Origin of the sequence: Streptomyces sp. CWNU-52B, from assembly GCF_047444975.1 — a bacterium.
In the GTDB taxonomy this organism is placed as follows: Bacteria; Actinomycetota; Actinomycetes; order Streptomycetales; family Streptomycetaceae; genus Streptomyces.
In genome coordinates, this window is sequence record NZ_JBLFJV010000001.1 from 89,114 (window position 1) to 113,022 (window position 23,909).

Consider the following 23,909-nt stretch of genomic DNA (forward strand, 5'->3'; position numbering starts at 1 on the left):
CCGTGGACGGCATGGAAAGCGTGTGCCCCAAGGGCACCTGCCGTACCAGGTACTAGAACGGGTGTACGCCCACGGGTGCGGCCGGCAGCTGCCCGTACCCCTCCGCGATCCGCTGGTGGTAGGTCTCGCGGTCGATGACCTCCAGGCCGACGATCTCCCAGGGCGGCAGCTTCGCGGTCTGGCGGTGCTCGCCCCACAGCCGCAGCGCGACCGCGGCGGCGTCGTGCAGGTCGCGGGCCTCCTCCCAGTAGCGGATCTCCGCGTGGTCGTTGGCGTACCGGCTGGTCAGCAGGAACGGGTGGTCGTGGGCGAGCTGTTCCAGGCCGCGTCTGATCTCCTTCAGCGGGGCCTCCTCTCCCGAGACGCTCAGTGTGACGTGCCACAGCCGCGGCAGGTCCTGCGGCTCCTCGACCTCGTACGTGTCACCGGCAGCGACGCTGGTGAGCGCCCGCTCCTCGCCGGCCGCGCGGGAGCCGGCCACACCTCGGGGCGCCGTCGCCCCAGGGCGCACTCGTCTCACGACGGCCTCCTTTACGCAATGGGTCCGGTCGGACTCAGGGGGTCTCCCTGAGACAAAGTTGAGCAGGTGGGGAGGCGCCGCGTGGCACTTTTACCGAAGGTCCACCTCCGGACCCGGGCTTTGTCGGGCGTTCCCCACTGTTTTCAGCCGATCCCGGTCACCGGACCACGACGACACCCGAACAGCGCCACGCGCCCCCACGTACGCCGGTCACACACCCGGCGCACCCGGATCGCGTACCCGACATACGCCAACTCAGACAGCCGTCGTCGTCACGCGGGCTGACTCGTTCATGGGGTTCGCGAGGCCGCTGGGCCACTGGGCCGCTGGGCCGCTGGGCCGCTGGCGACGGGGCACGGGCCGCCAGCCGGGTCCCGGGGCGGCGGGGCACCGGGCCGGTTCACAGGTCCTGGGGCCGCGGGCACCGGGTCACCGGCCGGGTCCCGGGGCGACGGGCCGCGGGCACCGGTCTCGGGGCCAAGACCACGGGCCGGTTCACAGGTCCCGGGGGGCCGCGGGCACCGGGTCACCGGCCGGGTCCCGGGGCGACGGGCCGCGGGGTACCGGTCTCGGGGCCAAGACCACGGGCCGGTTCACGGGTCCCGGGGCCGCGGGCACCGGGTCACCGGCCGGGTCCCGGGGCGACGGGCCGCGGGGCACGGGGTACCGGTCTCGGAACCCAAGGCCACGGGCCACCGGGCCTCCAGCCGGGTCCCGGGGCACCGGGTCACGCGTCCGCCCAGGGCACCCGTCCACCCAGGCACAGGTTCACCGGGTCACGCGTTCACCGGGTCAGGGGTTCAGCAGTACCAGGTCGTCCCGGTGCACGACCTCTCGTTCGTACGCGGGGCCCAGCTCGCGGGCCAGTTCGTGCGTGGAGCGGCCGATCAGCTGCGGGATCTCCCTGGCGTCGAAGTTGACCAGTCCCCGGGCGACCGGGCGGCCCGCGGTGTCGCGCAGTTCGACGGGGTCGCCCGCGGCGAAGTCGCCCTCGACGCCGGAGATGCCCGCGGGCAGCAGCGAGGTGCGGCGGTCGACGACCGCGCGCACCGCCCCGTCGTCGAGGACGAGCGCACCCTGCGGGGTCGACGCGTGCTGGAGCCAGAGCAGGCGGTCGGCCGAGCGGCGGCCGGTGGCGTGGAAGTACGTGCCGGTGTCCCGCCCCGCCAGGGCGTCCGCGGCGTGGACCGAGTTCGTCAGCACCACCGGGATACCGGCCGCGGCGGCGATCCGGGCCGCCTCGACCTTGGTGACCATGCCGCCGGTGCCGACCCCCGCCTTGCCCGCGCTGCCGATGTCGACGTGGGCGAGGTCGGCCGGAGCGCGCACCTCCGCTATCCGTGACGTACCGGGCCTGCTGGGGTCGCCGTCGTACACGCCGTCCACGTCGGAGAGGAGGACCAGCAGGTCGGCGTGGACCAGATGGGCGACCAGGGCCGCGAGGCGGTCGTTGTCACCGAAGCGGATCTCGTCCGTGGCGACGGTGTCGTTCTCGTTGACGACCGGCAGGGCGCTCATCGCCAGGAGCTTGTCGAGGGTGCGGGCGGCGTTGCGGTGGTTGGCGCGGCGGCTCATGTCGTCCGAGGTGAGCAGCACCTGGCCGACCCGGATGCCGTAACGGGCGCAGGAGGCGGTGTAGCGGGCGACGAGGAGGCCCTGGCCCACGCTGGCGGCGGCCTGCTGCCGGGCGAGGTCCTTGGGGCGGCGGCGCAGGCCCAGCGGGGCGAGGCCCGCGGCGATGGCGCCGGACGAGACGAGGACGACCTCCTTCTCACCGCCGCTGCGGCTCTTGGCGAGTACGTCCACGAGGGCGTCCACGCGGTCGGCGTCGAGGCCGCCGGACGCGGTGGTCAGGGACGAGGACCCCACCTTGACGACGATCCTGCGGGCGTCCACCACACCCTGCCTGCTTGCCGCTGACACGTTGTACCCCAATGTTCCGACCTGCCCGGTCCGTGCACCGGTCCACTGCAATCTACGGGACGGCGGGTGCCGGACGCCCCTGTGTTTCGAGTGGCGGACGGGAGGGGGAGCCCGGTCGGAACGTCCCATAGGCTCTCGTCGTTTTAAACCGATATCCGGTGATAGTTCTCACGCAAGATTGCTAGGCGGCCCGCAGAGGTCATACGGTCAGGGATCGGCTTCTCCCGTACGTGCTTCCGTACGAGCTTGTAGGGAGGCACGGCGAGGGCCGACCCCCACGTTTCCTCCTCCATCCACCGCACCCCTCGCAGGAGTCCATTCCGTGCCCTCCGCCGGACTCGCCCCCCGCCGCATCCTGCAGCTGATCGCGCTGCTCTCGATGTTCGCGCTCTTCACGGCTCAGATCGTCTCCGCTCTGGTGCCGGCCATCCCGGTGTTCATCGCCGCGAGCGCTGCGGGCCTCGCCCTCGACGTGTTCCTGCAGTACCGCGACCCCGGTCTGCTCTCGCTGCTCGGCAAGGTCCGCTTCGACGCCACGGTCCGGCAGCTGCTGCGCGACATGATCATCATGGTGGGTTTCCTGCGGATCGAGGGCATCAACCCGACACGCGAGCAGGCGCCGCTGATGGTCGGGCTGTGCCTCTTCTTCGCCCTGCACTTCGCCTGCCAGGGCGCCGCGGTCATGGTCCGCCGCGTCCGTACGCTGCCGGTCGTCACCCGGAACATCGACGCGTCCGCGCTGCACCTGACCACCGCGCCGCCGCGCATCCTGGCCCGCCGCCCCGGCCACCGGCTGCTCACCTTCTCCGTGCCGACCACGGTCGGCCTGATGATCACCGCGGCCACCGAGGACGCGTTCTGGGGCGCCGTCGGCCTCGGGATCGCGCTCGTCCTGATCGGCGGCGGCACGATCCACCTCGCCACCTGGCTGCTGCCGAAGAAGCGCGCCAAGAGCGAGCAGAAGGTCATGGAGTGGCTGGACAAGTGGCTGGCGGACTACAAGCCGACCGTGGCCATGTACTTCTCCGGCGGCACGACCTCCGCGTACCAGGCGAACATGTGGCTCTCCACGGTCTCCGCGATCGACGCGAAGCCGCTGATCGTGCTGCGTGAGCGGTTCATGGTGCAGAAGATCGACGCCACCGACGTGCCGGTCATCTGCTTCCCGAAGGTCTCGACGATGTTCTCGCTGGAGAACTCGACGCTGAAGATGATGCTGCACCCGGCCAACGCCGCGAAGACCTCGCAGGTCCTGCGCATCCCCACGGTCAAGCACGCCTTCATCAACCACGGCGAGAGCGACAAGCTCTCCTCCTGCAACCCGTACGCGAAGGCGTACGACGAGGTGTGGGTGGCCGGTCCCGCGGCCCGCGAGCGGTACGCGCAGGCCGAGGTCGGTGTCGAGGACAAGGACATCGTGGAGGTCGGCCGCCCGCAGCTCGCGCCGATCCGCCCGTACTCGGGGGCGCCGACGGGCGAGTTCACGACCGTGCTGTACGCCCCCACCTGGGAGGGCTGGGACGGCAACCCCGGCAACACGTCGGTGGTGCTGGCCGGCGAGAACATCGTGCGGCGGCTGCTGGCCGACGACGGTGTGCGGCTCCTCTACAAGCCGCACCCGATGACCGGGTCGGTCGAGCCGCGTGCGGGCGCCGCGAACGAGCGCATCAAGGCGATGATCCGCGAGGCCGCCGCGCTGCGCTCGGGCCCGCGGCCCGACGCCGGGGCCGCCGCCGAACTGGCGCGTCGTACGGCCGAGTTGGACAAGCTGACCTCGACGGACTTCCGGAACAGCGCGGACGAGATGGAGCGGATGCTGCTGCAGGGCGTGCCGCGGGGTGACCGTGAGGCCGCCATCACCGAGGCCACGCTGGCCTGGGAGAAGGCGTACTGGGCGTCCTTCCCGGAGTGGGAGCACCAGATCATCACGGATGCGCGGCCGGGCATCTTCGCCTGCTTCAACCAGGCGGACCTGCTGGTCAGCGATGTCTCGTCGGTGGTCTCCGACTGGCTGTCGAGCGAGAAGCCGTACGCGGTCGCGAACACCTCCGGGATGTCGGAGGCGGCGTTCCGTACGGGGTTCCCGACGGTGTCCGCGGGGGTTGTGCTCGCGCCCGGGGCGGAGGGGGTGCCGGCGCTTCTCGAGTCGGTGCGGCGGCCCGAGAAGGACGAGTTCACGGCCGCTCGTGCCGCGCTGAAGGAGCACCTGCTCGGGCCGTCCGACCCGCCGTCGATGGTGCGCTTCAACGGGGCGATCGACGATCTGTGCGGGAAGGCCGACGAGCGGCGGGAGCGGATGGAGTCGCGGCTCGCCGCGGAGATTCCTTCGCCGCGGTCGGCGAAGGAGGATGCGGCGGAGGAGGCCGCGCAGGATCCCACCGAGGCGGAGGACTCCGTCAGCGCGTAGGGGTAACCACCGGCACGTGTTCGACCGCGCGCCCGGTGGGGGCTGGTCGCGCAGTTCCCCGCGCCCCTAAAAAAACGGCCCCTCCCACCCAGAGGCCTTCTTCCAAGGGCGGCGAGGAACTGCACGCTCACCCCCCACCGGCCCGCACCTCCAGGGGCGCGGGGAACTGCGCGCCCAACCCCCACCGGCCCGCACCTCCAGGGGCGCGAGGAACTGCGCGCCCAACCCCCACCGGGGCGCGGCGAAGACACCCACCCCAGCCCCTCAGGGGCGCGGGGAACTGCGCGGCCTGCCCCCTCCGGCGCGCGGGCGTGGGGGCGGCCGCGCGGCGGAGGGGCGAACCGTCAGAACGGTTTGAAGTCGTGGAACTGTTCGTCCGACTCGTCCCGCTCCGCCTGCTTGTCACGCCTCCGCTGCTCAGCCGGCCGCGGCGGCTCGAACCGGTGGTCCTCACCACGGCGCCCGAGCATCTCCGCCCCCGCCATGACCGTCGGCTCCCAGTCGAAGACGACCGCGTTGTCCTCGGGCCCGATGGCGACGCCGTCACCCGAACGCGCACCCGCCTTCGTCAGCATCGTCTCGACACCCAGCCGGCTGAGCCGGTCGGCGAGGTACCCGACCGCCTCGTCGTTGCTGAAGTCGGTCTGCCTCACCCAGCGCTCCGGCTTCTCGCCGCGCACCCGGTAGAGGCCGTCCTCCTCCTTGACCACCGTGAAGCCGGCGTCGTCGACCGCCTTGGGCCGGATGACGATCCGCGTGGCCTCTTCCTTCGGCTTCGCCGCACGCGCCTTGCCGACCAGCTCGGCGAGCGCGAAGGACAGCTCCTTGAGCCCCGTGTGGGCCACCGCCGAGACCGCGAAGACCTGGTAGCCGCGTGCCTCCAGGTCCGGGCGGACCATCTCGGACAGATCCTTGCCGTCCGGCACGTCGATCTTGTTCAGGACGACCAGGCGCGGCCGGTTGCCGAGGCCGCCGTACTGGCTCAGCTCCTCCTCGATAATGTCGAGGTCGGAGACCGGGTCACGGTCGGACTCCAGGGTCGCCGTGTCCAGCACGTGGACCAGCACCTCGCAGCGCTCCACGTGCCGCAGGAACTCAAGTCCCAGGCCCTTGCCCTGGCTGGCCCCGGGGATCAGTCCCGGCACGTCGGCGATCGTGTAGACCGTCGAGCCGGCCGTCACCACACCGAGGTTGGGGACGAGCGTCGTGAAGGGGTAGTCGGCGATCTTCGGCTTCGCGGCCGACAGCACCGAGATCAGCGAGGACTTGCCGGCGCTCGGGTAGCCGACCAGCGCCACGTCCGCGACGGTCTTGAGCTCAAGGACGATGTCGTCGAGGCCACCGGGCACACCCAGCAGCGCGAAGCCGGGCGCCTTGCGGCGGGCCGAGGACAGCGCCGCGTTGCCGAGACCGCCCCTGCCGCCCTCGGCGACCACGTACGTCGTGCCCTGGCCCACCATGTCGGCGAGCACGTTCCCGGCCTTGTCCTGGACGACGGTGCCGTCCGGGACCGGCAGGACCAGGTCCTGGCCGTCCTTGCCGGAGCGGTTGCCGCCCTCGCCGGGCCTGCCGCTGGTGGCCTTGCGGTGCGGGGAGTGATGGTAGTCGAGAAGTGTGGTGACGGCCTGGTCGACGACCAGGATCACGTCACCGCCACGGCCGCCGTTGCCGCCGTCCGGGCCACCGAGGGGCTTGAACTTCTCCCGGTGGACGGAGGCACAGCCGTGACCTCCGCTACCCGCGGCGACATGCAGCTCGACGCGGTCCACGAAGGTGGTCATGGAATGTGCCTCCAGTTACGTACGGAAAATCTCTCATCGATGATCATCACGCGCTCGTCGACGGCCGTCGGCCGACTGCCGTCAGCGACCGTCAGCGGTCTTCGGCGCCCGGTGATCACTACTCAGTTAAAACACGCGAAAGGCGGACCCGCTTCCCGTACGGGAAGTGAGGTCCGCCTCGCGAAAGATCCGATCAGGCGACCGGAACGATGTTCACGACCTTGCGGCCACGGTGCGTGCCGAACTCGACCGCACCGGCGGCCAGCGCGAACAGCGTGTCGTCCTTGCCACGGCCGACCTTCACGCCGGGGTGGAAGTGGGTGCCACGCTGGCGGACCAGGATCTCACCGGCGTTGACGGTCTGACCGCCGAAGCGCTTCACGCCGAGCCGCTGAGCATTTGAGTCGCGACCGTTCCGGGTGGACGATGCGCCCTTCTTGTGTGCCATCTCTCCTCAGTCCCTTACTTCGCAGCCGCGGGGATCTCAGTGACCTTGATCGCCGTGTACTGCTGGCGGTGGCCCTGACGACGGCGGTAGCCGGTCTTGTTCTTGTAGCGAAGGATGTCGATCTTCACACCCTTGTGGTGATCCACGATCTCGGCCTGGACCTTGATGCCGGCGAGGACCCACGGGTCGCTCGTCACGGCGTCGCCGTCGACAACGAGCAGGGTCGAGAGCTCGACCGTGTCGCCGACCTTGGCAGTGGAAATCTTGTCAACCTCAACGATGTCACCAACAGCAACCTTGTGCTGGCGACCACCGCTGCGCACGATGGCGTACACGCGGATCTCTCTCTCGCTCGAAATCGGAATCCCCGCAGTCCAGCCACCGGAGGAAGCAGGCAGCCTCTCCCGGGGCGCGAGCCACCGGGAGGAAGAGGTTTACGGGAATGCGATGCGTCAACAAACACACCGAGGGTCAAGGTTACGGGGCCCCGACCTGGGGGTCAAACCGGGTCGGGGACCGCTCCCGACCAGCCCCTGACCTGGAGCTACGTCGGCTGACCCGGGGAGCTACGTCGGCTTCTCGCCGTCGTCGGGCAGCGGCTTCACGCCCTTGCACAGGTCCGTGGTGTCCGCGGTGCCCGGGTAGGCGACCTTGACGACCCGGTCGAAGTGGGCCCGGTACATGTCGTGCACGGCGTCGTCGTCGACCTTCACGATCGACTCGTCGTTCTCGCGCAGCGCGGGCCCCGTGTAGTTGCCCGAGCCGGTGAAGCTGACCTTGTTCTTCACACCGTCGTACATGCCGTCGACCAGGATGTACTTGGAGTGGATGATGAACGGCGCCGCGAGCTTCTTGCCGGGGTTCAGCGGGTCCCGGTCGTCGTTGTAGCAGCGTACGGTCGGGCCCCCGGTGGTGTGCATCTTCTCCCAGGTGCCCTTGGTGCCGCCGCTGCTCTTGGCGCTGTCCGACTCCGCGTAGACGATGCTCACGGAGCAGCCCGCCTTCTTCAGGTCGACCAGCTTCTCCGCGATGGCCAGCCGCGTGATCTTGAAGATCGCCACCCGGACCTTGGTCGACTGCGTGACGCCCGCGGTGTCCTTGTACTTGCAGGTCACGTTGTTGAGGAGGGAGTACACCGTGTCGGTGGCCCGCGAGTTGCCCGTCCGCGGGAAGAAGTACGCCTTGTAGAGGCCGTTGCTCACCGTGCGGTAGTTCCAGGACTTCCAGTTCTTCGCGACCATCGTGTCGAAGTAGTCCGCGTACGCGTCGTACATCGTCGGGTTGTCCGGCAGCAGCAGCGCGTCGTTGAAGAACCGGGTGTGCGCGGACGGCGTGGAGTTCGAGGTGGTCTCCACGACCACGTTCGTGGCGCCCTGCACCGCCGAGAACAGCCAGAACTTGTTGTGCATGATCGACTGGCCGAACTTCGGGTCGCCCAGGCACGACTTGTTCGCCGGACAGGTCGCGACGTACGAGCCCTGCGCGCGGTTCGTGCCGAGCCCCGAGGCGAGGATCCCGTACGAGGTGTTGGTCGGGCGGTCGCTGACGCTGGACTCGTCGAGCAGCACCTGTACGTTCACGCCGCGGTTCTTGGCGGCGACGAGCGCGTTGACGACGCCGGTCTCCCAGACGTGGTACACCGCGACCTTGATGTACGAGCCGGGCAGCGCCGAGTTCGTCAGCTCGATCAGCCGTGTACGGATCGCGGCCTGCTGGTCGGTGGTGCCGAGCGGGTCGTTGAAGATCGGCCCCTCGGTCCACGTCGGGTTGTCGAGGGCCTGTGCCGTACCCGCCGACGTGGCGGCCTGTACTCCCGCCGCGGACAGGACCGTCGCCAGCGCGACGGCCTGGCGTCCGCCCTTGACCGGCTTCACGGCGCGGTGCCGCCCGGTGCTCTTGAGGCGCACGCGCGCCATGTGTTTCCCCCTCCCCCTGACACGTGCGCGCGTCTCCCCAACGCCCACCCGTGTGTTCATACCGATGACCGGTCAAGTTTCACAGGTAGACGGTCGTGTTCCAAGTGGACGAGGGGTGAATGTGATGTCCGTGATGCCGATGCCGTCGAGTGGCGCCCGCCGCCCGCCTCGGCGCCCGTACCTCCGCCGGGCACGACGACGCCCCCCGACCGGCGGTGACCGCTGGTCGGGGGGCGTCGTGAGCGGGGCTCGGCCGGGGCTCAGTCCTCGTCGGTGGCGGCCGTGACGGTGGACGGGCTCTGCTGCTCCGCCGCCGCGGTCTTCTTCGACGTCGACTTCGCGGCCGTCTTGGCGGTCTTCGTCGCCTTCTTGGCCGTGGTCTTCTTGGCGACCGTCTTCTTGGCCGCCGTCGTCGTCTTCTTCGCGGCGGCCTTCTTCGCGGGCGCCTTCTTGGCCGCCTTGCGGACCGTCTTCTTCGCCGGAGCCGCCTCGCCCTCACCGGGCGCCTCGGCGGCCGGCTCGGTGGACGACTCGGCGGGCGAAGCCGCGGGGGCCTCGGCCGGCGCGTCGGCCGGGGCCTGCGCACTCTGCGCCGGGGCTTCCGGCGCCGACGACGGGACGACCACGACGGCGTCGGCGTCCGCCGACGAGGTCGGCGCAGTGGCCTTGCGGACCGCACGACGCCTCGGACGGGCCGGGGCGGCGCTGTCGGCGGCGGGCTGCTCCGCCGGAGCCTGAGCCGGAGCGGCGGCGGCCTCGGGTGCCTCCTCGGCCTTGGTCTCGGCGGGCGCGGCGACCGGCTCGGTGACCGTCACAGCGGCCTCCTCGGCAGCCTTGGGCGAACCGGCGGGCGCGGACACCTTGCGGGTCGCCCGACGGCGCGTACGGCCCTTGGGGGCGGCGTCGTCGACGGCCGGGGCCTCGGCGGCGGCCGGAGCCTCGACCACCGGGTCCTCGACGGCGACGGGCTCGCTCTGCGCGACCGCGGCCGGCTCCTGGTGCACCGGGCGCTCGGCCTCGTCCTGCGCCGTGACGGACTGCGCGGTCGGCGCCTCCTCGTCCCTGTGCTCGGCCCGCTCGGACCGCTCCGCCCGCTCCGACCTGCGGGACTCGGACCTCGGCGCACCCGCCGGGGCCGACGCGCGCCGGCTCGACCGGCGACGCGACCGGCCGCGCGTGGCGGCGGCCTCCGCCTCGGCGGCACTGCTGTAGAGGTCCTCGTCCGGTACGAACTCGGGCGAGGCGAGCGCGACGGGCTCGGCCACCTCCGCGGCGACCTCGGCCGCCGTCTCGGCCGGCTCGACGGCCTCGGCCGACTCCGTCTCGTACTCGTGCGTGTGGTCGTGCTCGTGGCCCTGGTCGGCGCCGCCGCGACCGCGCTTCTTGCGCTTGCCGGCGCTGCCGCCGCCGCCCACCGAGGTGGGCTGCTCCATGTGCACGATCACGCCGCGGCCGTTGCAGTGGACGCAGGTCTCCGAGAACGACTCCAGGAGGCCCTGGCCGACCCGCTTACGGGTCATCTGCACGAGGCCGAGCGAGGTGACCTCGGCCACCTGGTGCTTCGTACGGTCGCGGCCCAGGCACTCCAGGAGGCGGCGCAGCACCAGGTCCCGGTTGGACTCCAGGACCATGTCGATGAAGTCGATGACGACGATGCCGCCGAGGTCGCGCAGCCGCAGCTGGCGCACGATCTCCTCGGCCGCCTCCAGGTTGTTCCTGGTGACCGTCTCTTCGAGGTTGCCGCCCTGACCGGTGAACTTTCCGGTGTTGACGTCGATCACGATCATCGCTTCGGTCTTGTCGATGACCAGCGAACCGCCGCTCGGCAGCCAGACCTTGCGGTCGAGGGCCTTGGCGAGCTGCTCGTCGATCCGGTACGTCGCGAACACGTCGACCTCGGAGGTCCACCGCGACAGCCGGTCGGCGAGGTCGGGCGCGACGTGCGCCACGTACCCGTGGATGGTGTCCCACGCCTCGTCGCCGCTCACGATGACCTTGGTGAAGTCCTCGTTGAAGATGTCGCGGACGACCCGGACGGTCATGTCCGGCTCGCCGTAGAGCAGCGTCGGGGCGTTCGAGCTGCCGCCGCTCTTCGCCTTCTTCTCGATGTCCTCCCACTGCGCCTGGAGCCGCTCGACGTCACGGCGCAGCTCGTCCTCGCTCGCGCCCTCGGCCGCGGTGCGCACGATGACACCCGCGTCGTCGGGGACGATCTTCTTGAGGATGGTCTTCAGGCGGGCGCGCTCGGTGTCGGGCAGCTTGCGGCTGATGCCGGTCATCGAGCCCTCGGGCACGTAGACCAGGTAGCGGCCGGGGAGCGAGACCTGGCTCGTCAGACGGGCGCCCTTGTGGCCGATCGGGTCCTTCGTGACCTGTACGAGGACCGACTGGCCGGACTTCAGGGCGCTCTCGATGCGGCGGGGGCCGTTGGCCATGCCCAGCGCCTCGAAGTTGACCTCACCGGCGTAGAGCACGGCGTTGCGGCCCTTGCCGATGTCGATGAAGGCGGCCTCCATCGACGGCAGCACGTTCTGGACCTTGCCCAGGTAGACGTTGCCGACGTACGAGGTCGCCTGCTCCTTGTTGACGTAGTGCTCCACGAGCACGTCGTCCTCAAGCACGCCGATCTGGGTGCGCTCGCCGCTCTGGCGGACGACCATCACACGCTCGACGGCCTCACGGCGGGCCAGGAACTCGGCCTCGGTGATGATCGGGACACGGCGGCGGCCCTGCTCGCGCCCTTCACGGCGGCGCTGCTTCTTGGCCTCCAGACGGGTCGAGCCCTTGATGGACTGCACCTCGTCCGAACCGTCGTGGGCCCGGTCCTCCTTCTTGCGGGGCTCGCGGACCTTGACGACGGTGCGCTCGGGGTCGCTGTCGCCGGCGGGCTCGGCCTCGCCGGAGGAGTCACCGGCGCGACGGCGACGGCGCCGGCGGCGACGGCTGCTGCTGGAGCCGCCGGCGTCGTCGTGGTCGTCGTCCGCGTCCGCGGTGTCCTCTTCGGCCTGCTCGACGGCGGCCGTGTCCCGGGCGTCCTCGGCCTCGGGGGCGCCCTGGGAACCCTGCGTGTCCTGGCCCGACCGGGTCTGCTGCTCGCCGCGCTCGCCCTGCTCACCGGCGAAGTCGTCGTCCGCGTCGGAGGACTCGCCCCGACGGCGGCGGCGGCCGCCACGGCGGCGACGGCGGCGCGAACCGGTGTCCTCGTTGTCGTCACCGTCGGCGGCGTCCTCGGCGGACTCCTCCTCGGTGGCCTCCTCCTCGACGGGCTCCTCGGCCTCGGGGGCGCTCTCCACCGGGGCGGCGGGCTCCTCCGCCTTGCGGCGGCGGCGACGGCGCGAACCGCCGGTCTCCTCCTCGACGGCCGCGGGGGCGGCCTCCTGGACCGGCGCGGCGACCTCCTCGGTCTCCTCGGCGGCCTCGGCAGCGGCGGCGGCCGCGGCACGCTCCGGCGTCTGGAACATCGGCTCGGTGAAGACCGGCGCCTGGAAGACGGCGACGGCGGGGCGCGCGGGGCGCCTGCCCGAATCGTCCGACTGCGTGGCCTTGCGCGGGGCGGGCGCGGAGAAGCCTCCGGCCGCCTTGCGGGTGGCCCGGCGGCGGGCACGGCGCGGAGTGGCGTCCTCGTCGGCGGGGGTCTCGGTCTCGGTGGACCGGTCGTTCTTGGCAGCGGCCACGGGGGCCTCCCTGCGCTCGTCGCGGACAGCGGCCTCGGTGGGCTCGGTCGCGGTGGGGGTCTCGGCGCGCTGGTTCTTCCGGGTGGCGCGGCGAGTGGGCTCGGCGGCGGCCTCGACGGGCGCCGGCTCGGGGTTCTCGGTCTCCGCCTGCGGTGCGCCCGCGGGGGCGGTGGCGCGGCGGGTGGCACGACGGCGGGCACGCGGCGCGGGGGCGGCCTCGGACCCGTCGGCCGGAGCCTCTTCGGCGACCGGCTCGGCGGCCGGGGCCTCGGCGCTCGCGTCGGGCGCGGGCGTCACGACGGTCACCTGGGCGGCTTCGGGGTCGGCCGTATGCGGCGTGCCGGTGGGGGCGGTGGCGCGGCGGGTGGCACGACGGCGCGCACGCGGGGCGGGAGCGGACTCGTCGGCGGCCTCGGCCTCGACGGGCGCCTCGGGCTCAGCGGCCGTCTCGGGCTCGGGCTGCGCGGCCGGCGCGGTGGCCGTGGCCTCGGGGGCGGCGTCCGCCGTCCCCGCGGTCTGCGGCGCGCCCGCGGGGGCGGATGCCCGGCGGGTGGCCCGACGGCGGGTGCGGGGCGCGGGGGCCTCGTCGGCGGCGGGGGTGTCGGCGGTCACAGCCGCCTCTTCCGTCTCCTGTGCCTCTTCGCTCTCCGGCGCGTCGGGTGTCTCCCGCGCGTCGGGGGTCCCCTGTGCCGGGGAGGCGGAGCTCACGGCAGGTATGGCCGGCGCGGTGGTCTCCGCCTCGGCGGTACCCTCGGCGTTCCCCGAGGGTGGGCCCGCGGGCCGTGAGGCGGCACGACGGCGCCGGCGTGGCGGCAGCGTGTCGCTGGGGGTGCTGTTGTCGGGGCCCTGCGAGGCCTCGGTGGGTTCGGTCGGCTCGAGCATGCGGGTGGATCTCCCGTCAGGCTCCCGGGCGCCGCGGATCCGGTGACGTCCGCGGCTCGCGCGTTGCGCGGTGCCGCCGTCCGGGGCGCGGGCGCCGCACGGGAGCTCTCTGTGTCCTGTCTCGCCGGTTCCGTACGCCATGTGTGCGTACGGCCTGGCGAAAGTCTTCTGGTCGGTGCGCTGCCCGACCCAGGTGGCTCCCGGATACAAGGGCGGCGCTTCGACGTACGTCCCTACGCGGGACCTTCCTTACGCCGACGCCTTCGCGGCGGCAGCCGCGGTGTCCCCGGTGGGAACCGGAGAGGATGCTGCTGCCTCGCGGTCGGGCGCGAGCGGGTCGGTCACCGTGCCGGTCTCTTCATCGAAAAGCCCCTGCGCCAGCCTGGTCACCGCTGCGGGGACCGGCGGCGCCAGGTCGGCCACAGCTCGGAGACCGGACAGGACGTCGTCAGGTCGAACGGCAGGCGTCACGTGCCGAACAACCAGCCGCAGTATCGCACAGGCCTGGTCCGTCGGCCTATCAGCCTGGGGACTGTCTGCTTCCGCGGCTGCGCCGAGCACCTCCAGACCGGCGACGGCGGCGCGGGCGTCGAAGGTGCGGACACCGTTCTTCGCCTTGCGCCGGACCTCCACGGTCCCGGCCGCCGTGAAGGCGTCGACCGCGTGTTCCGCGTCCTTCTGGGACACGCCGTCGAGGCGCAGTTCCCACACGGACGCGGTGAGCCGGTCGGCGAGGCCCGAGGTACGGGCCTCCACGGCGTCGACGATGTCGAGCCCGGTGGGGAGCGACTCGTCGAGGAGCTCACGCAGGGTGTCGGGGTCGCGCGCGTCGGTGAGCGCGATCTCCAGGTACTCGGCCTCACTGCCGGTGCCGGTGGGTGCGGCATTGGCGTACGACACCTTCGGGTGCGGCGTGAACCCAGCCGAGTACGCCATGGGCACCTCGGCTCGGCGCAACGCGCGCTCGAAGGCACGCTGGAAGTCACGGTGGCTGGTGAACCGGAGGCGGCCTCGCTTGGTGTAGCGAAGTCGGATGCGCTGCACCGCGGGTGCGGGCGGCGGGCCTTCGGGCTGTCGCTTGCCCAGTGTCGTTCAGTCCTTCGTGAGAGCCGTCGTACTTCTCCCCAGAGTACGTGTCCCCGCGGCCGCCCGCTCCCTCCGGGAGGGGGCCGGCGTGCGCTACAGGGGCCCGCCGGGCTTGACCAGGCGTCCCGGCTCGGGTTCACCGAGCGGTGCGGGCAGAGGTGCGGGCAGGGGCGCCGGCTCGGGTTCGCGCGGGGCTCCGAACAGGGCGCTGCGGATGTCGGCCCTGGTCCGGCGCGCCGTCTCGCGGGCGCTCGCCAGGGCCTGCCGGGTGGCGCGGCCCACGCTGCGGGCGGCCTGTGCGGCGGGCCGCCAGACGGCGTCCCGCACGAGGTGCCCCACGGGCGTGAGCAGGGACTTGTACACCCACCGCACGGGCTCGACGAAGGTCCACCGGAAGAGCCGCGCGAGGAACCGGCCGACGGCCAGGGACACGTACCCGGCGACACGCCACGCGTGCCCCAGGGCCTCGCCGATCTCCCGCGCGACGACGGCGACGGCGCGTCCGACCGGGGCGAGCACCCAGCGCCACAGGGCGACGGCGGGTACGACGAGGAGCCACCGCAGGAGGGTCCCGACGACCACGCCGAGCCCGACCAGCACGGCCCGGATCCCCCGGCCCACCCAGGTCGCACCGGCCCACAGTCCCCCGCCGACCCAGGTGACCCCGGCCCACACACCACGCGAGACCCACACCACACCGGCCCACAGCCCGCGGGAAACCCACCCGACACCGGCCCAGACGCCTCGGGAGACCCAGGTCACGCCCGCCCACACACCGCGGCCCACCCAGGTGACGGCGGCCCACAACCCCAGTGCCAGCCAGGCGAACCCCCGCCCCGTCGGCGTGAGCAGCGCCCGGTACAGCCATCGCGCGGGAGTGACCACCGTCACCCGCCACAGCCAGGCGCACCCGGCCGCGAACCCCAGCAGCGCCCACACCACGCCGTGCCCGAGGGGCGTCAGCACCCGCTCGTACAGCCGGCGGGCGGGGACGACGAGCAGCACATGCCCGAGCCACGCCAGCGCCCGGCCCACCGGCACGGCGACGTAGCGCCACAGCCCCACCCACGGCCGGACGAACACCAGCCTGCCCAGCCACAGCAGCGCGTGTCCGAGAGCGGTCAGCAGCCGTCCGACGACGGTCGCGATGCCGTCGAGGAGCCACCCGGCGGCCCGCCCGACGGGCGCGAACACCCACAGGAGGGCCCGGCCGAGCGGGCGGAACAGCGCGTCCCTGAGGAACCGGCCGCCGACGACCAGCGCGTCCCATGCCATCCGTACGGGCACGATCAGCACGAACACCACGATCCGCACCGGGATGCGGATGGCGACGGTGAGGCATCCCTCGGGCGCGTCGTCCCGCTGCGCCCGCTCGGGGACGGGGTCCCGCCGCGGCGACTTCTCCAGGTCCATATCCACCAGGACGCGTCAGGGGTGCGTTCGGATCCAGAATCGGAGTTTTCCGCCGCGCTCGTCCTCCAGGCGCCCGCCGTTGGCCTCGATCACCTTGCGGGAGGCGGTGTTGGTGGTGTCGCAGGTGACGAGGACCTGGTCGAGCCCGAGGGCGCGCGCGTGCGGCAGGACGTCGCCGAGCATGGCCGTGGCGTGTCCGTTCCGGCGGGCCGAGGGCCGCACCCCGTAACCGATGTGGCCGCCGAGGTCGCGCAGGAACGGGGTGAGCCGGTGCCGGACCTGGATCCGGCCCAGGTAGACGCCCTCGTCGACGTACCAGAACCAGCTGGCCGGTACGAAGCCGTCGGGGCGCCCGCCCTCCTCCAGCTCCTGCTCGCGGACGGCCGCCACATAGCGCGCGAAACCGTCCGGCTCGCGCCAGGCGCCGCCGTACACGTCGAGTTCACGCTTCAGCGTGTCCCCGAACAAGTCCCCCTCGGCGACGTTCTCGTCCACGGCTTCCAGGAAGGAGACACGAAGGCCCTCGTCGGGCCTGACAAGGTGCGGCATCGCCCCATGGTGGCAGAGGGCGGACAGGGGCAGGTGTCAGCCGGTCGTGAAGTAGTGGCCCGCCTCCAGGTCGGCGATCAGGCCCGGCTGGACCGGCTCCCAGCCCAGCAGCTCCCTGGTGTCCGAGTCGGGCATCGTGACGTCGAGGGCGCTGAACGGGAAGCCCGTGAAGTGGTCCGCGGCCTGCTCGGCCGGGATGCTCACCGCCGGGACACCGAGGTGGCGGCCGATGGTCTCGGCGATCTCGCGCACCGTGATCCCCTCCTCCGCCACGGCGTACAGCTGTGCGCCGGCCGGGGCCTTCTCCAGAGCCAGCCGGTAGAGGCGGCCGACGTCCAGGGTGTGTCCCGCGGGCCAGCGGTTGGCGCCGTCGCCGACGTAGCCGGACACGCCCCTCTCGCGGGCGATCCTGATCAGCGTGGGGACGAACCCGGTCCGGTCCAGGGTGCTGTGGGTGACCGGCGGAATCGCGATGAACACGGTCCGCACGCCGCGTCCGGTGTACTCGGCGAGGGCGCGGGTGACGGCGGACCGGGGGTTGGCGTCGACGACCGCGTTGAACTTCGCGTCGTCGGTGTGCGTCAGGCCGACGCTGAGGAGTGCCTTGCCGGTGCCGGCCAGCGTGTCGCCGAACGCCCGCACCACGGTCAGGTCGGCGGCCACCGCGTCGCCGAACCTCCCGGCGGCGATGGCGGCGTGGTCGAAGGCGAGGTGGACGACCGCGTCCGCGTCGGCCGCGGCCTCGCGCAGACCGTCGAGGTCGCCGAGGTCGCCGCGCCTGACCTCGGCGCCCAAGGCCTCGACGGCGGCGGCCGAGGCGTCGGACCTGGCCAGGCCCACGACCTCGTGGCCGGCCTCGATCAGTTCGGGCACCACGGCCGACGCGATGTGGCCGCCGGCACCGGTGACGAATACACGCATGTGACTCTCCTAGTGATGTGACTTGGTAACGTCACTATAGCCCTGTGACGGTACCGAGTCACATCACTTATGATGTGCGCATGGCTCGATGGGAACCGAACGCGCGAGAACGGCTGGTGTACGCAGCGGTCGAGCTGTTCACCGAACAGGGATACGACGCCACCACCGTCAACGAGATCGCCGACCGGGCGGGGCTGACCAAGACCACCTTCTTCCGGCACTTCCCCAACAAGCGGGAGGTGCTCTTCGCCGGCCAGGACACGCACGCGCGCATCCTCGGCGACGCGATCGCCGCGGCGCCCGGCGAGGCCGCCCCCCTGGAAGCGGTCGGCGCGGCCCTCGACGCGCTCACGGCCACCTTCACCGACGACCGCCGCGAACTCAGCGCCAGGCTCCGCCCGGTCATCGCCGGCCACAGCGAACTGCGGGAGCGCGCCGCCCTCAAGCGCGCCGGACTCGGCGAGGCCATCAGCGCCGCGCTGCGCGCACGCGGCATCCAGGAACCGACCGCGAGCCTCGCCGCCGAACTGGGCATCCGCGCCTACTACCAGGCCTTCGACGAGTGGGCCGACCCGTCCAACGAACAGACGTGCACCGCCCTCACCCGCCACGCCCTGAACGAACTCCGCAGAGCGGCGGCGGCACTCGGCTAGCCCGGACCACTCGACGACCGCGTCAGTGCGTACGGCCACCCGCCCCGGTCGCCGCGGGCTTCTTGGCCGTCAGCGGCAGCAGTTCCTTGCCGGTTCGGCTCGTTTGTGGCCATGTGCCGAGCAGCGGGCGCAGTCCGCACCAGAACGACCTCGAGCCTGCCGTCGGGACAGGAGCAGCCTTCGACGCTCCACATCGATTTCCGTGACCACGACCGAGACCTGATCGGCGACCTGTACGACCTCGTCCGCAGTCGCCACCGCCGTCGGCGCGAGCTCACTCAGATGAACCAGCCCCTCGATCCCGTCAGCGACCTGGACGAAGGCACCGAACGGGACCAGCCTGGTCACCCGGCCGCGCAGAACCGCACCCACCTCAGTACTGTCGGCGAACGCGGCGAAGGGATCCGGCCGCAGCGCCCGCAGGGACAGCCGCGCTTCTCCGTTCCATGTGTCGAACTGCAGGAACTCGCCCGACACGCGCTGCCCGATCTCGACGACCTCCGAAGCGTCCGCGAAGCGCCGCCAGGACAACTCGGGAATCGTGATGAAGCCGACCCCGGGGAAAACCGGGTGCCGTGGGCCGTCGTCAAGGGCGACGAACACGCCGAAGCTCTCGACCGCCGCGACCGTACCGGACAGGATCTCGCCGAGTCGAAGGCGCTTGAGGAACTTCCAGAGTTCCCGGTCCGCAGTGGCCGCCGTCGACAATCGGACCTTGCCCTCATCGAGATCGACTGCGGTCACCTCAGCGGTGATCCGCTGTCCGACCTCCACACCCGCGGCCGGACGCCGAGTCCAAGGATCGTCCAGCGGCCCCACCACCTCCAACGGGCGCCCGGCGCAGCCGTCCAGGACCACCGACATCCCAGACCGAGCAACCTCCGCAACCGTGCCTCTGCAGAGATCACCGACATGCACCGTCGCCAGGAACCTCCGAACAGCGTCGGACGATACGTCCCCCATGCCGGCCAGACTCTCACGAGGAGCCTCGCGCTGGACCCACTCGCCGCCGTCCCCCTAGCTGGCAGTGCGGTTGAAGCTGGTGATGTTGAGCTTGACGCCCTTCACGCTCTTGAGCGTCGTGGGGTACTCACCCCGGGCGGTCTGACCGGGCTGCACGTCGGTCTCCAGTTGAGAACCGTTCGTGAGTCGGGTGCCGCTGGCGTCGACCGCCTCCCAGTCCCATGAGTAGTCGGACTGCTCGCCGCTGCTGTTCTTGATCGTCCAGGCGACCCAAATATTGGTGATACCGGCTTCTGAGCGGTCGTCTAGCTGGAAGCTCGTGAGGTCCGCTCGTTCGCCCCGGGGTTCCTGCGTCTTCTCTCGCGGCGTCGTGTCGGTGTTGGTGCTACTGGGCGCAGGTGTAGTGCTCTCATCGCTGTCCCCCTGCGCGATCACCAGCACCACCACGACGATGAGGATCACCGCGGCCAGGGCGCCACCGCACCCCCAGAGACAGGCACGGCCCCGCGGCTTCTTCTGAGGCGGCTCAGCGGGAGACGTCCACTGCCCAGAGGGGGTTGGACCGTCACCCGGACTTCCCCACCGAGGACCGCCATCAGGCGGCTCATTCGCCGGCATGACTGCCTCCTCCGTAGCGGATATCGCCACGCTAGGAAGCAAGGGCGCGCCTCGCGATCTGAGAGCAGCCACTCAGGTGACAGAAGCGCCAAGTACGGCGCTCCCAGGCCGTGAGCTCCTCAGACCCACTCCACCTCGGACTGGACGGTCGCCGGGCCTCCAGGCGGCGGCAGAGGCGTTCTCGGCGCCTCCCGCACGATCGCCTGCCGGCTGCTCCGAGCGCCGAGTGTCCTGAGGACGGCAGCAACCTCTTCCTCGCTGCCGTCCCCCAGCGCCTCCACCACCCGCCGCAACGCCTCACTCACGTCAGTGGGTATGTCCGCTGGTCGTGGCGTCCTTCTTGACCGACAGTGGGAGCAGCTTCTTGCCGCTGTCGCTTACTTGTGGCCAAGTATCCATCTGCGGGCACACCCCGCAGTCGAAGCACGGTGTCCACCGGCAGTCCTCGACCTCGGTCTCGTCGAGCGCGTCCTGCCAGTCCTCCCAGAGCCAGTCCTTGTCGAGGCCGGAGTCCAGGTGGTCCCAGGGCAGGACCTCCTCGTAGGTCTTCTCGCGGGTCGTGTACCAGTCGACGTCCACACCGAAGTCGGGGAGCGTCTTCTCCGCGCACCGCATCCAGCGCTCGTAGCTGAAGTGCTCGCGCCAGCCGTCGAAGCGGCCGCCGTCCTCGTAGACGGCGCGGATGACCGAGCCGATGCGGCGGTCGCCGCGGGAGAGCAGGCCCTCGACGATGCCGGGCTTGCCGTCGTGGTAGCGGAAGCCGATGGAGCGGCCGTACTTCTTGTCGCCGCGGATCCGGTCTCGGAGCTTCGTCAGCCGCGCGTCCGTCTCCTCGGCGGACAGCTGCGGGGCCCACTGGAAGGGCGTGTGGGGCTTGGGGACGAAGCCGCCGATGGACACCGTGCAGCGGATGTCGTTCTGGCCGGATACCTTGCGGCCCTCGGCGATCACCTTCGTCGCCATGTCCGCGATCTGGAGGACGTCCTCGTCCGTCTCCGTCGGCAGGCCGCACATGAAGTACAGCTTCACCTGGCGCCAGCCGTTGCCGTACGCCGTCGAGACCGTCCGGATCAGGTCCTCTTCCGAGACCATCTTGTTGATGACCTTGCGCAGCCGCTCGGAGCCGCCCTCGGGGGCGAAGGTCAGCCCGGAGCGGCGGCCGTTGCGGGTCAGCTCGTTGGCCAGGTCGACGTTGAACGCGTCGACGCGGGTGGAGGGGAGGGACAGGCCGACCTTGTCCTCCTCGTACCGGTCCGCCAGGCCCTTGGCGATGTCGCCGATCTCCGAGTGGTCCGCCGAGGAGAGGGAGAGCAGGCCCACCTCCTCGAAGCCCGTCGCCTTGAGGCCCTTCTCGACCATCTCGCCGATGCCCGTGATGGAGCGCTCACGGACCGGCCGGGTGATCATGCCCGCCTGGCAGAAGCGGCAGCCACGGGTGCAGCCGCGGAAGATCTCCACCGACATGCGCTCGTGGACGGTCTCCGCGAGCGGCACGAGGGGCTGCTTCGGGTAGGGCCACTCGTCCAGATCCATCACCGTGTGCTTGGACACGCGCCACGGGACACCCGACTTGTTGGGGACCACCCGGGCGATACGGCCGTCCGGCAGGTACTCGACGTCGTAGAACGCCGGGACGTACACCCCGCCGGTCCTCGCGAGCCGGAACAGGACCTCCTCGCGGCCGCCCGGCCGGCCCTCCGCCTTCCAGGCACGGATGATCTCGGTCATGTCGAGCACGGCCTGCTCGCCGTCGCCGATGATCGCCGCGTCGATGAACTGGGCGATCGGCTCGGGGTTGAACGCGGCGTGCCCGCCGGCCAGCACGATCGGGTCCTCGATGGAGCGGTCCTTCGACTCCAGCGGGATGCCGGCGAGGTCGAGCGCCGTCAGCATGTTCGTGTAGCCCAGCTCCGTGGAGAAGGACAGACCGAACACGTCGAAGGCCTTCACCGGGCGGTGGCCGTCGACCGTGAACTGCGGGACGCCGTGCTCGCGCATCAGCTCCTCCAGGTCCGGCCAGACGCTGTAGGTGCGCTCGGCGAGCACACCCTCACGCTCGTTCAGGACCTCGTAGAGGATCATGACGCCCTGGTTGGGCAGTCCGACCTCGTACGCGTCCGGGTACATCAGCGCCCAGCGGACGTCGCAGGCCTCCCAGGGCTTGACCGTGGAGTTGAGCTCTCCGCCGACGTACTGGATCGGCTTCTGCACATGCGGGAGCAGCGCTTCGAGCTGTGGAAAGACCGACGCGGCGGTTTCGGCAGGCATCTGGCGAACCTTCGTGAGCTGACAAGGGATGACTTTCAAGCCTAACGTGCCCGGCGGCGCCCCCCGTCCGCCGTTCGGCGCAACCCCGCCCGGCCTCGCCTCCGGTCCCACGACCGCCCTCGCCCCGCCCCCTCCTCCCTCAGATCCTCCCTCAGAGAGCCGTCCTGCTCCTGATCGCCTCCCACACCCCGGGCAGCTCGGCCTCCACGTCCGCCGCGGCGCGCTCCTGGCGCCCGTACAGGACCCCGTACGTGAAGCCGCTCTCCCCCGCCGTGTGCGCCTGGGCGGCCAGCTCGCGCAGCGTCTGGCGGGCCATCACGCTGTCCTGGTGCTCGCCGAGCAGGCTCTGGAGGGACTTCATGTCGCTCACCAGGCTCTTCGCGGGCTTCCCGAGGAGGGGGGTGGCGAGCTCGGCCGCGTAACGGGTGCGCTTGGTCTTCTTGCGCGCGTCGTGGACGGCGAGGTCGCGGTCCGGTCCGGCGGGCAGGTCGACGGCCCTCCCGACCAGGCCGGAGAGCTTGTCGAAGTCCTTGCGGACCGCCTTCGTGATCGCCTTGCCCGTGGTGTCCGCGGCGGTCCGGACCAGCGGCGGGGTGGCGAGCAGCGCGTCCAGGGAGACGAGGAGGTCCAGATAGCGGCCGCCGTCGAGGACCGCGACCAGCCGCTCCCGGGAGCCGGACCGGCCGGCCCGCGCCCAGGTGGTCAGCCGGTCGGGGACGGGGCCGGTGAGCAGGTCGCCCGGCAGGGCGGCGAGGGCCGCCGTGAGCCGCTCGGTCAGGACCTCCTGGTCGCGGCCGACGCCCAGTTCCCCGGCCAGCCACTTCAGTTCGTCGCGGATCGGGTCGGTGACGCCCCGGTCCAGGACGTCGCCGTACGAGCGGAACGTGCTGCGCAGCCGGCGGGTGGCGACCCGCATGCTGTGCACGGCGTCGTGGACGTCCCGCCGGACGGCCGGGTCGAGTTCGACGATCGCGTCGCGCTGGGCGCGGACGTACGCGAGGACGTGGTCGCCGGCGGTGACGGGTGCCGCCGCCACGACGGCCTCCTTGCGCGGTGCGCGGCCGCCGGTCTCGCCGAGCGCCCTGGCCAGCTTGGACGCCGACCTGGAGCGGGAGACGCCGGCCTTGCGCAGTTTCTTCTCGACCTTGTCGAGGAAGGCGGGGTCGCCGTCGTCCGCCAGCTCGACCTCGATCTCGGTCCACCGGGCGGTGCCGTCGCCGCCGTTGAGCCGGTCGGCCCGTACGCGGTCGACGCAGACCTCGGCGAGCAGGCCCCCCGCCTCGTCGAGGAGGTGGCGGGTGTCCCGGGCCGACCGCAGCCGTACGACGGGGACCAGCTCGGCGTCGCGCACCCGGGAGCGGACCAGTCCGGTGAAGGCGGCGGGCACGGTGTCGGACAGCGGGGCGTGCACCTCGTCGCGTACGCCCTCGGAGACCGGGAGTTTCAGATGCCAGCCCGCGTCGCCGCCACCGGTGCGGCGGCGCAGGGTGAGGGACGCGGCGGCGAGGCGTTGGTCGGCTGTGTCGTAGTAGGTCGCGTCGAGTTCGGCGACGCCCTTGTCGATGACGGCGAAGACGCCAGGAACACGCGTCAGGTCCGGCAGATCCGACAGTCCGGCATCCGTATCGGCTTCGTACTTACGCTCGATCTCCCGCTTGATGTCCGCCATGCCCCGAATCTAGACGCGATCGAGCCCCCTGGGCAGCCCCCGAACCCCGCCGACCTGCACCGGGCCGCACACCGGCGCCCCGTCAGGGGCGCGGGTCCGACGTCGAACCGCACACCGGCGCCCCGTAAGGGGCGCGGGGAACTGCGCGCTCAGCCCCGGCGGACCGGCACCCGACAGATTCCCCGCGCGCCCGAATAAAACCGCCCAACCCAGTGGAA

The 23,909-nt window shown here is 71.6% G+C and carries 18 protein-coding genes; 2 read left to right on the plus strand and 16 right to left on the minus strand.

Going from position 1 to position 23,909, the window contains the following annotated elements; all coding sequences use genetic code 11:
* Positions 1–52 precede the first annotated feature (52 nt).
* Entirely contained in the window at positions 53–511 is a 459-nt protein-coding gene (locus tag ACLVWQ_RS00395; RefSeq protein ID WP_414106176.1) for a hypothetical protein, read from the minus strand.
* An 801-nt stretch (positions 512–1,312) separates the two neighbouring features.
* Positions 1,313–2,419, minus strand: a complete 1,107-nt coding sequence (gene proB, locus ACLVWQ_RS00400) for a glutamate 5-kinase (protein WP_414106177.1) — start codon at positions 2,417–2,419, stop codon at positions 1,313–1,315.
* Positions 2,420–2,765: 346 nt separating this feature from the next.
* On the opposite strand from proB, the gene ACLVWQ_RS00405 reads away from it, so the two are divergent.
* Positions 2,766–4,850 (plus strand): hypothetical protein, encoded by a 2,085-nt coding sequence (locus ACLVWQ_RS00405; RefSeq protein WP_414106008.1) that lies wholly within the window; start codon positions 2,766–2,768, stop codon positions 4,848–4,850.
* A gap of 344 nt (positions 4,851–5,194) precedes the next feature.
* On the opposite strand, the gene obgE is transcribed toward ACLVWQ_RS00405, so the two are convergent.
* The 9 genes from obgE to ACLVWQ_RS00450 all read right to left on the minus strand — a co-directional run bounded on the left by obgE (position 5,195) and on the right by ACLVWQ_RS00450 (position 17,520).
* Positions 5,195–6,631 (minus strand): GTPase ObgE, encoded by a 1,437-nt coding sequence (gene obgE / locus ACLVWQ_RS00410; RefSeq protein WP_414106009.1) that lies wholly within the window; start codon positions 6,629–6,631, stop codon positions 5,195–5,197.
* Between the two features lie 193 nt (positions 6,632–6,824).
* Complete coding sequence (rpmA, locus tag ACLVWQ_RS00415; protein ID WP_107016287.1) at positions 6,825–7,079, minus strand: 50S ribosomal protein L27; 255 nt, start codon at positions 7,077–7,079, stop codon at positions 6,825–6,827.
* 14 nt (positions 7,080–7,093) lie between these two features.
* Positions 7,094–7,414 carry a 50S ribosomal protein L21 gene (gene rplU / locus ACLVWQ_RS00420; RefSeq protein ID WP_006374708.1) on the minus strand — a complete coding sequence of 107 codons (321 nt, stop codon included), beginning with the start codon at positions 7,412–7,414 and terminating at the stop codon, positions 7,094–7,096.
* Positions 7,415–7,645: 231 nt separating this feature from the next.
* The gene (locus tag ACLVWQ_RS00425; RefSeq protein ID WP_414106010.1) at positions 7,646–8,995 is read right to left on the minus strand and encodes a phospholipase D-like domain-containing protein; all 1,350 of its coding nucleotides are present in this window, start codon (positions 8,993–8,995) and stop codon (positions 7,646–7,648) included.
* 260 nt (positions 8,996–9,255) lie between these two features.
* Positions 9,256–13,551, minus strand: a complete 4,296-nt coding sequence (locus tag ACLVWQ_RS00430; RefSeq protein WP_414106011.1) for an Rne/Rng family ribonuclease — start codon at positions 13,549–13,551, stop codon at positions 9,256–9,258.
* A gap of 249 nt (positions 13,552–13,800) precedes the next feature.
* Positions 13,801–14,595: a TIGR03936 family radical SAM-associated protein gene (locus ACLVWQ_RS00435; RefSeq protein WP_414106012.1), complete on the minus strand. Its 795-nt coding sequence runs from the start codon at positions 14,593–14,595 to the stop codon at positions 13,801–13,803.
* Positions 14,596–14,730: 135 nt separating this feature from the next.
* Positions 14,731–16,050 carry a hypothetical protein gene (locus ACLVWQ_RS00440; protein ID WP_414106013.1) on the minus strand — a complete coding sequence of 440 codons (1,320 nt, stop codon included), beginning with the start codon at positions 16,048–16,050 and terminating at the stop codon, positions 14,731–14,733.
* 15 nt (positions 16,051–16,065) lie between these two features.
* The gene (locus ACLVWQ_RS00445) at positions 16,066–16,599 is read right to left on the minus strand and encodes a GNAT family N-acetyltransferase (RefSeq protein WP_414106014.1); all 534 of its coding nucleotides are present in this window, start codon (positions 16,597–16,599) and stop codon (positions 16,066–16,068) included.
* 36 nt (positions 16,600–16,635) lie between these two features.
* The gene (locus tag ACLVWQ_RS00450; protein WP_414106015.1) at positions 16,636–17,520 is read right to left on the minus strand and encodes an SDR family oxidoreductase; all 885 of its coding nucleotides are present in this window, start codon (positions 17,518–17,520) and stop codon (positions 16,636–16,638) included.
* 80 nt (positions 17,521–17,600) lie between these two features.
* On the opposite strand from ACLVWQ_RS00450, the gene ACLVWQ_RS00455 reads away from it, so the two are divergent.
* Positions 17,601–18,173: a TetR/AcrR family transcriptional regulator gene (locus ACLVWQ_RS00455; RefSeq protein ID WP_414106016.1), complete on the plus strand. Its 573-nt coding sequence runs from the start codon at positions 17,601–17,603 to the stop codon at positions 18,171–18,173.
* A 69-nt stretch (positions 18,174–18,242) separates the two neighbouring features.
* Here the strand turns inward: ACLVWQ_RS00455 and ACLVWQ_RS00460 are convergent, their stop codons facing one another.
* The 5 genes from ACLVWQ_RS00460 to ACLVWQ_RS00480 form a co-directional block, all read right to left on the minus strand.
* Positions 18,243–19,037 (minus strand): S1 RNA-binding domain-containing protein, encoded by a 795-nt coding sequence (locus ACLVWQ_RS00460; protein WP_414106017.1) that lies wholly within the window; start codon positions 19,035–19,037, stop codon positions 18,243–18,245.
* Positions 19,038–19,190: 153 nt separating this feature from the next.
* On the minus strand, positions 19,191–19,598 hold the full coding sequence (locus tag ACLVWQ_RS00465; RefSeq protein WP_414106018.1) for a hypothetical protein: 408 nt from the start codon (positions 19,596–19,598) through the stop codon (positions 19,191–19,193).
* A gap of 275 nt (positions 19,599–19,873) precedes the next feature.
* On the minus strand, positions 19,874–20,059 hold the full coding sequence (locus tag ACLVWQ_RS00470) for a hypothetical protein (RefSeq protein ID WP_414106019.1): 186 nt from the start codon (positions 20,057–20,059) through the stop codon (positions 19,874–19,876).
* 1 nt (position 20,060) lies between these two features.
* A complete protein-coding gene (locus tag ACLVWQ_RS00475) occupies positions 20,061–22,022 on the minus strand; it encodes a TIGR03960 family B12-binding radical SAM protein (RefSeq protein ID WP_414106020.1) in 1,962 nt (653 codons plus the stop codon).
* 151 nt (positions 22,023–22,173) lie between these two features.
* The gene (locus ACLVWQ_RS00480) at positions 22,174–23,691 is read right to left on the minus strand and encodes a CHAD domain-containing protein (protein WP_414106021.1); all 1,518 of its coding nucleotides are present in this window, start codon (positions 23,689–23,691) and stop codon (positions 22,174–22,176) included.
* Positions 23,692–23,909: the final 218 nt, after the last annotated feature.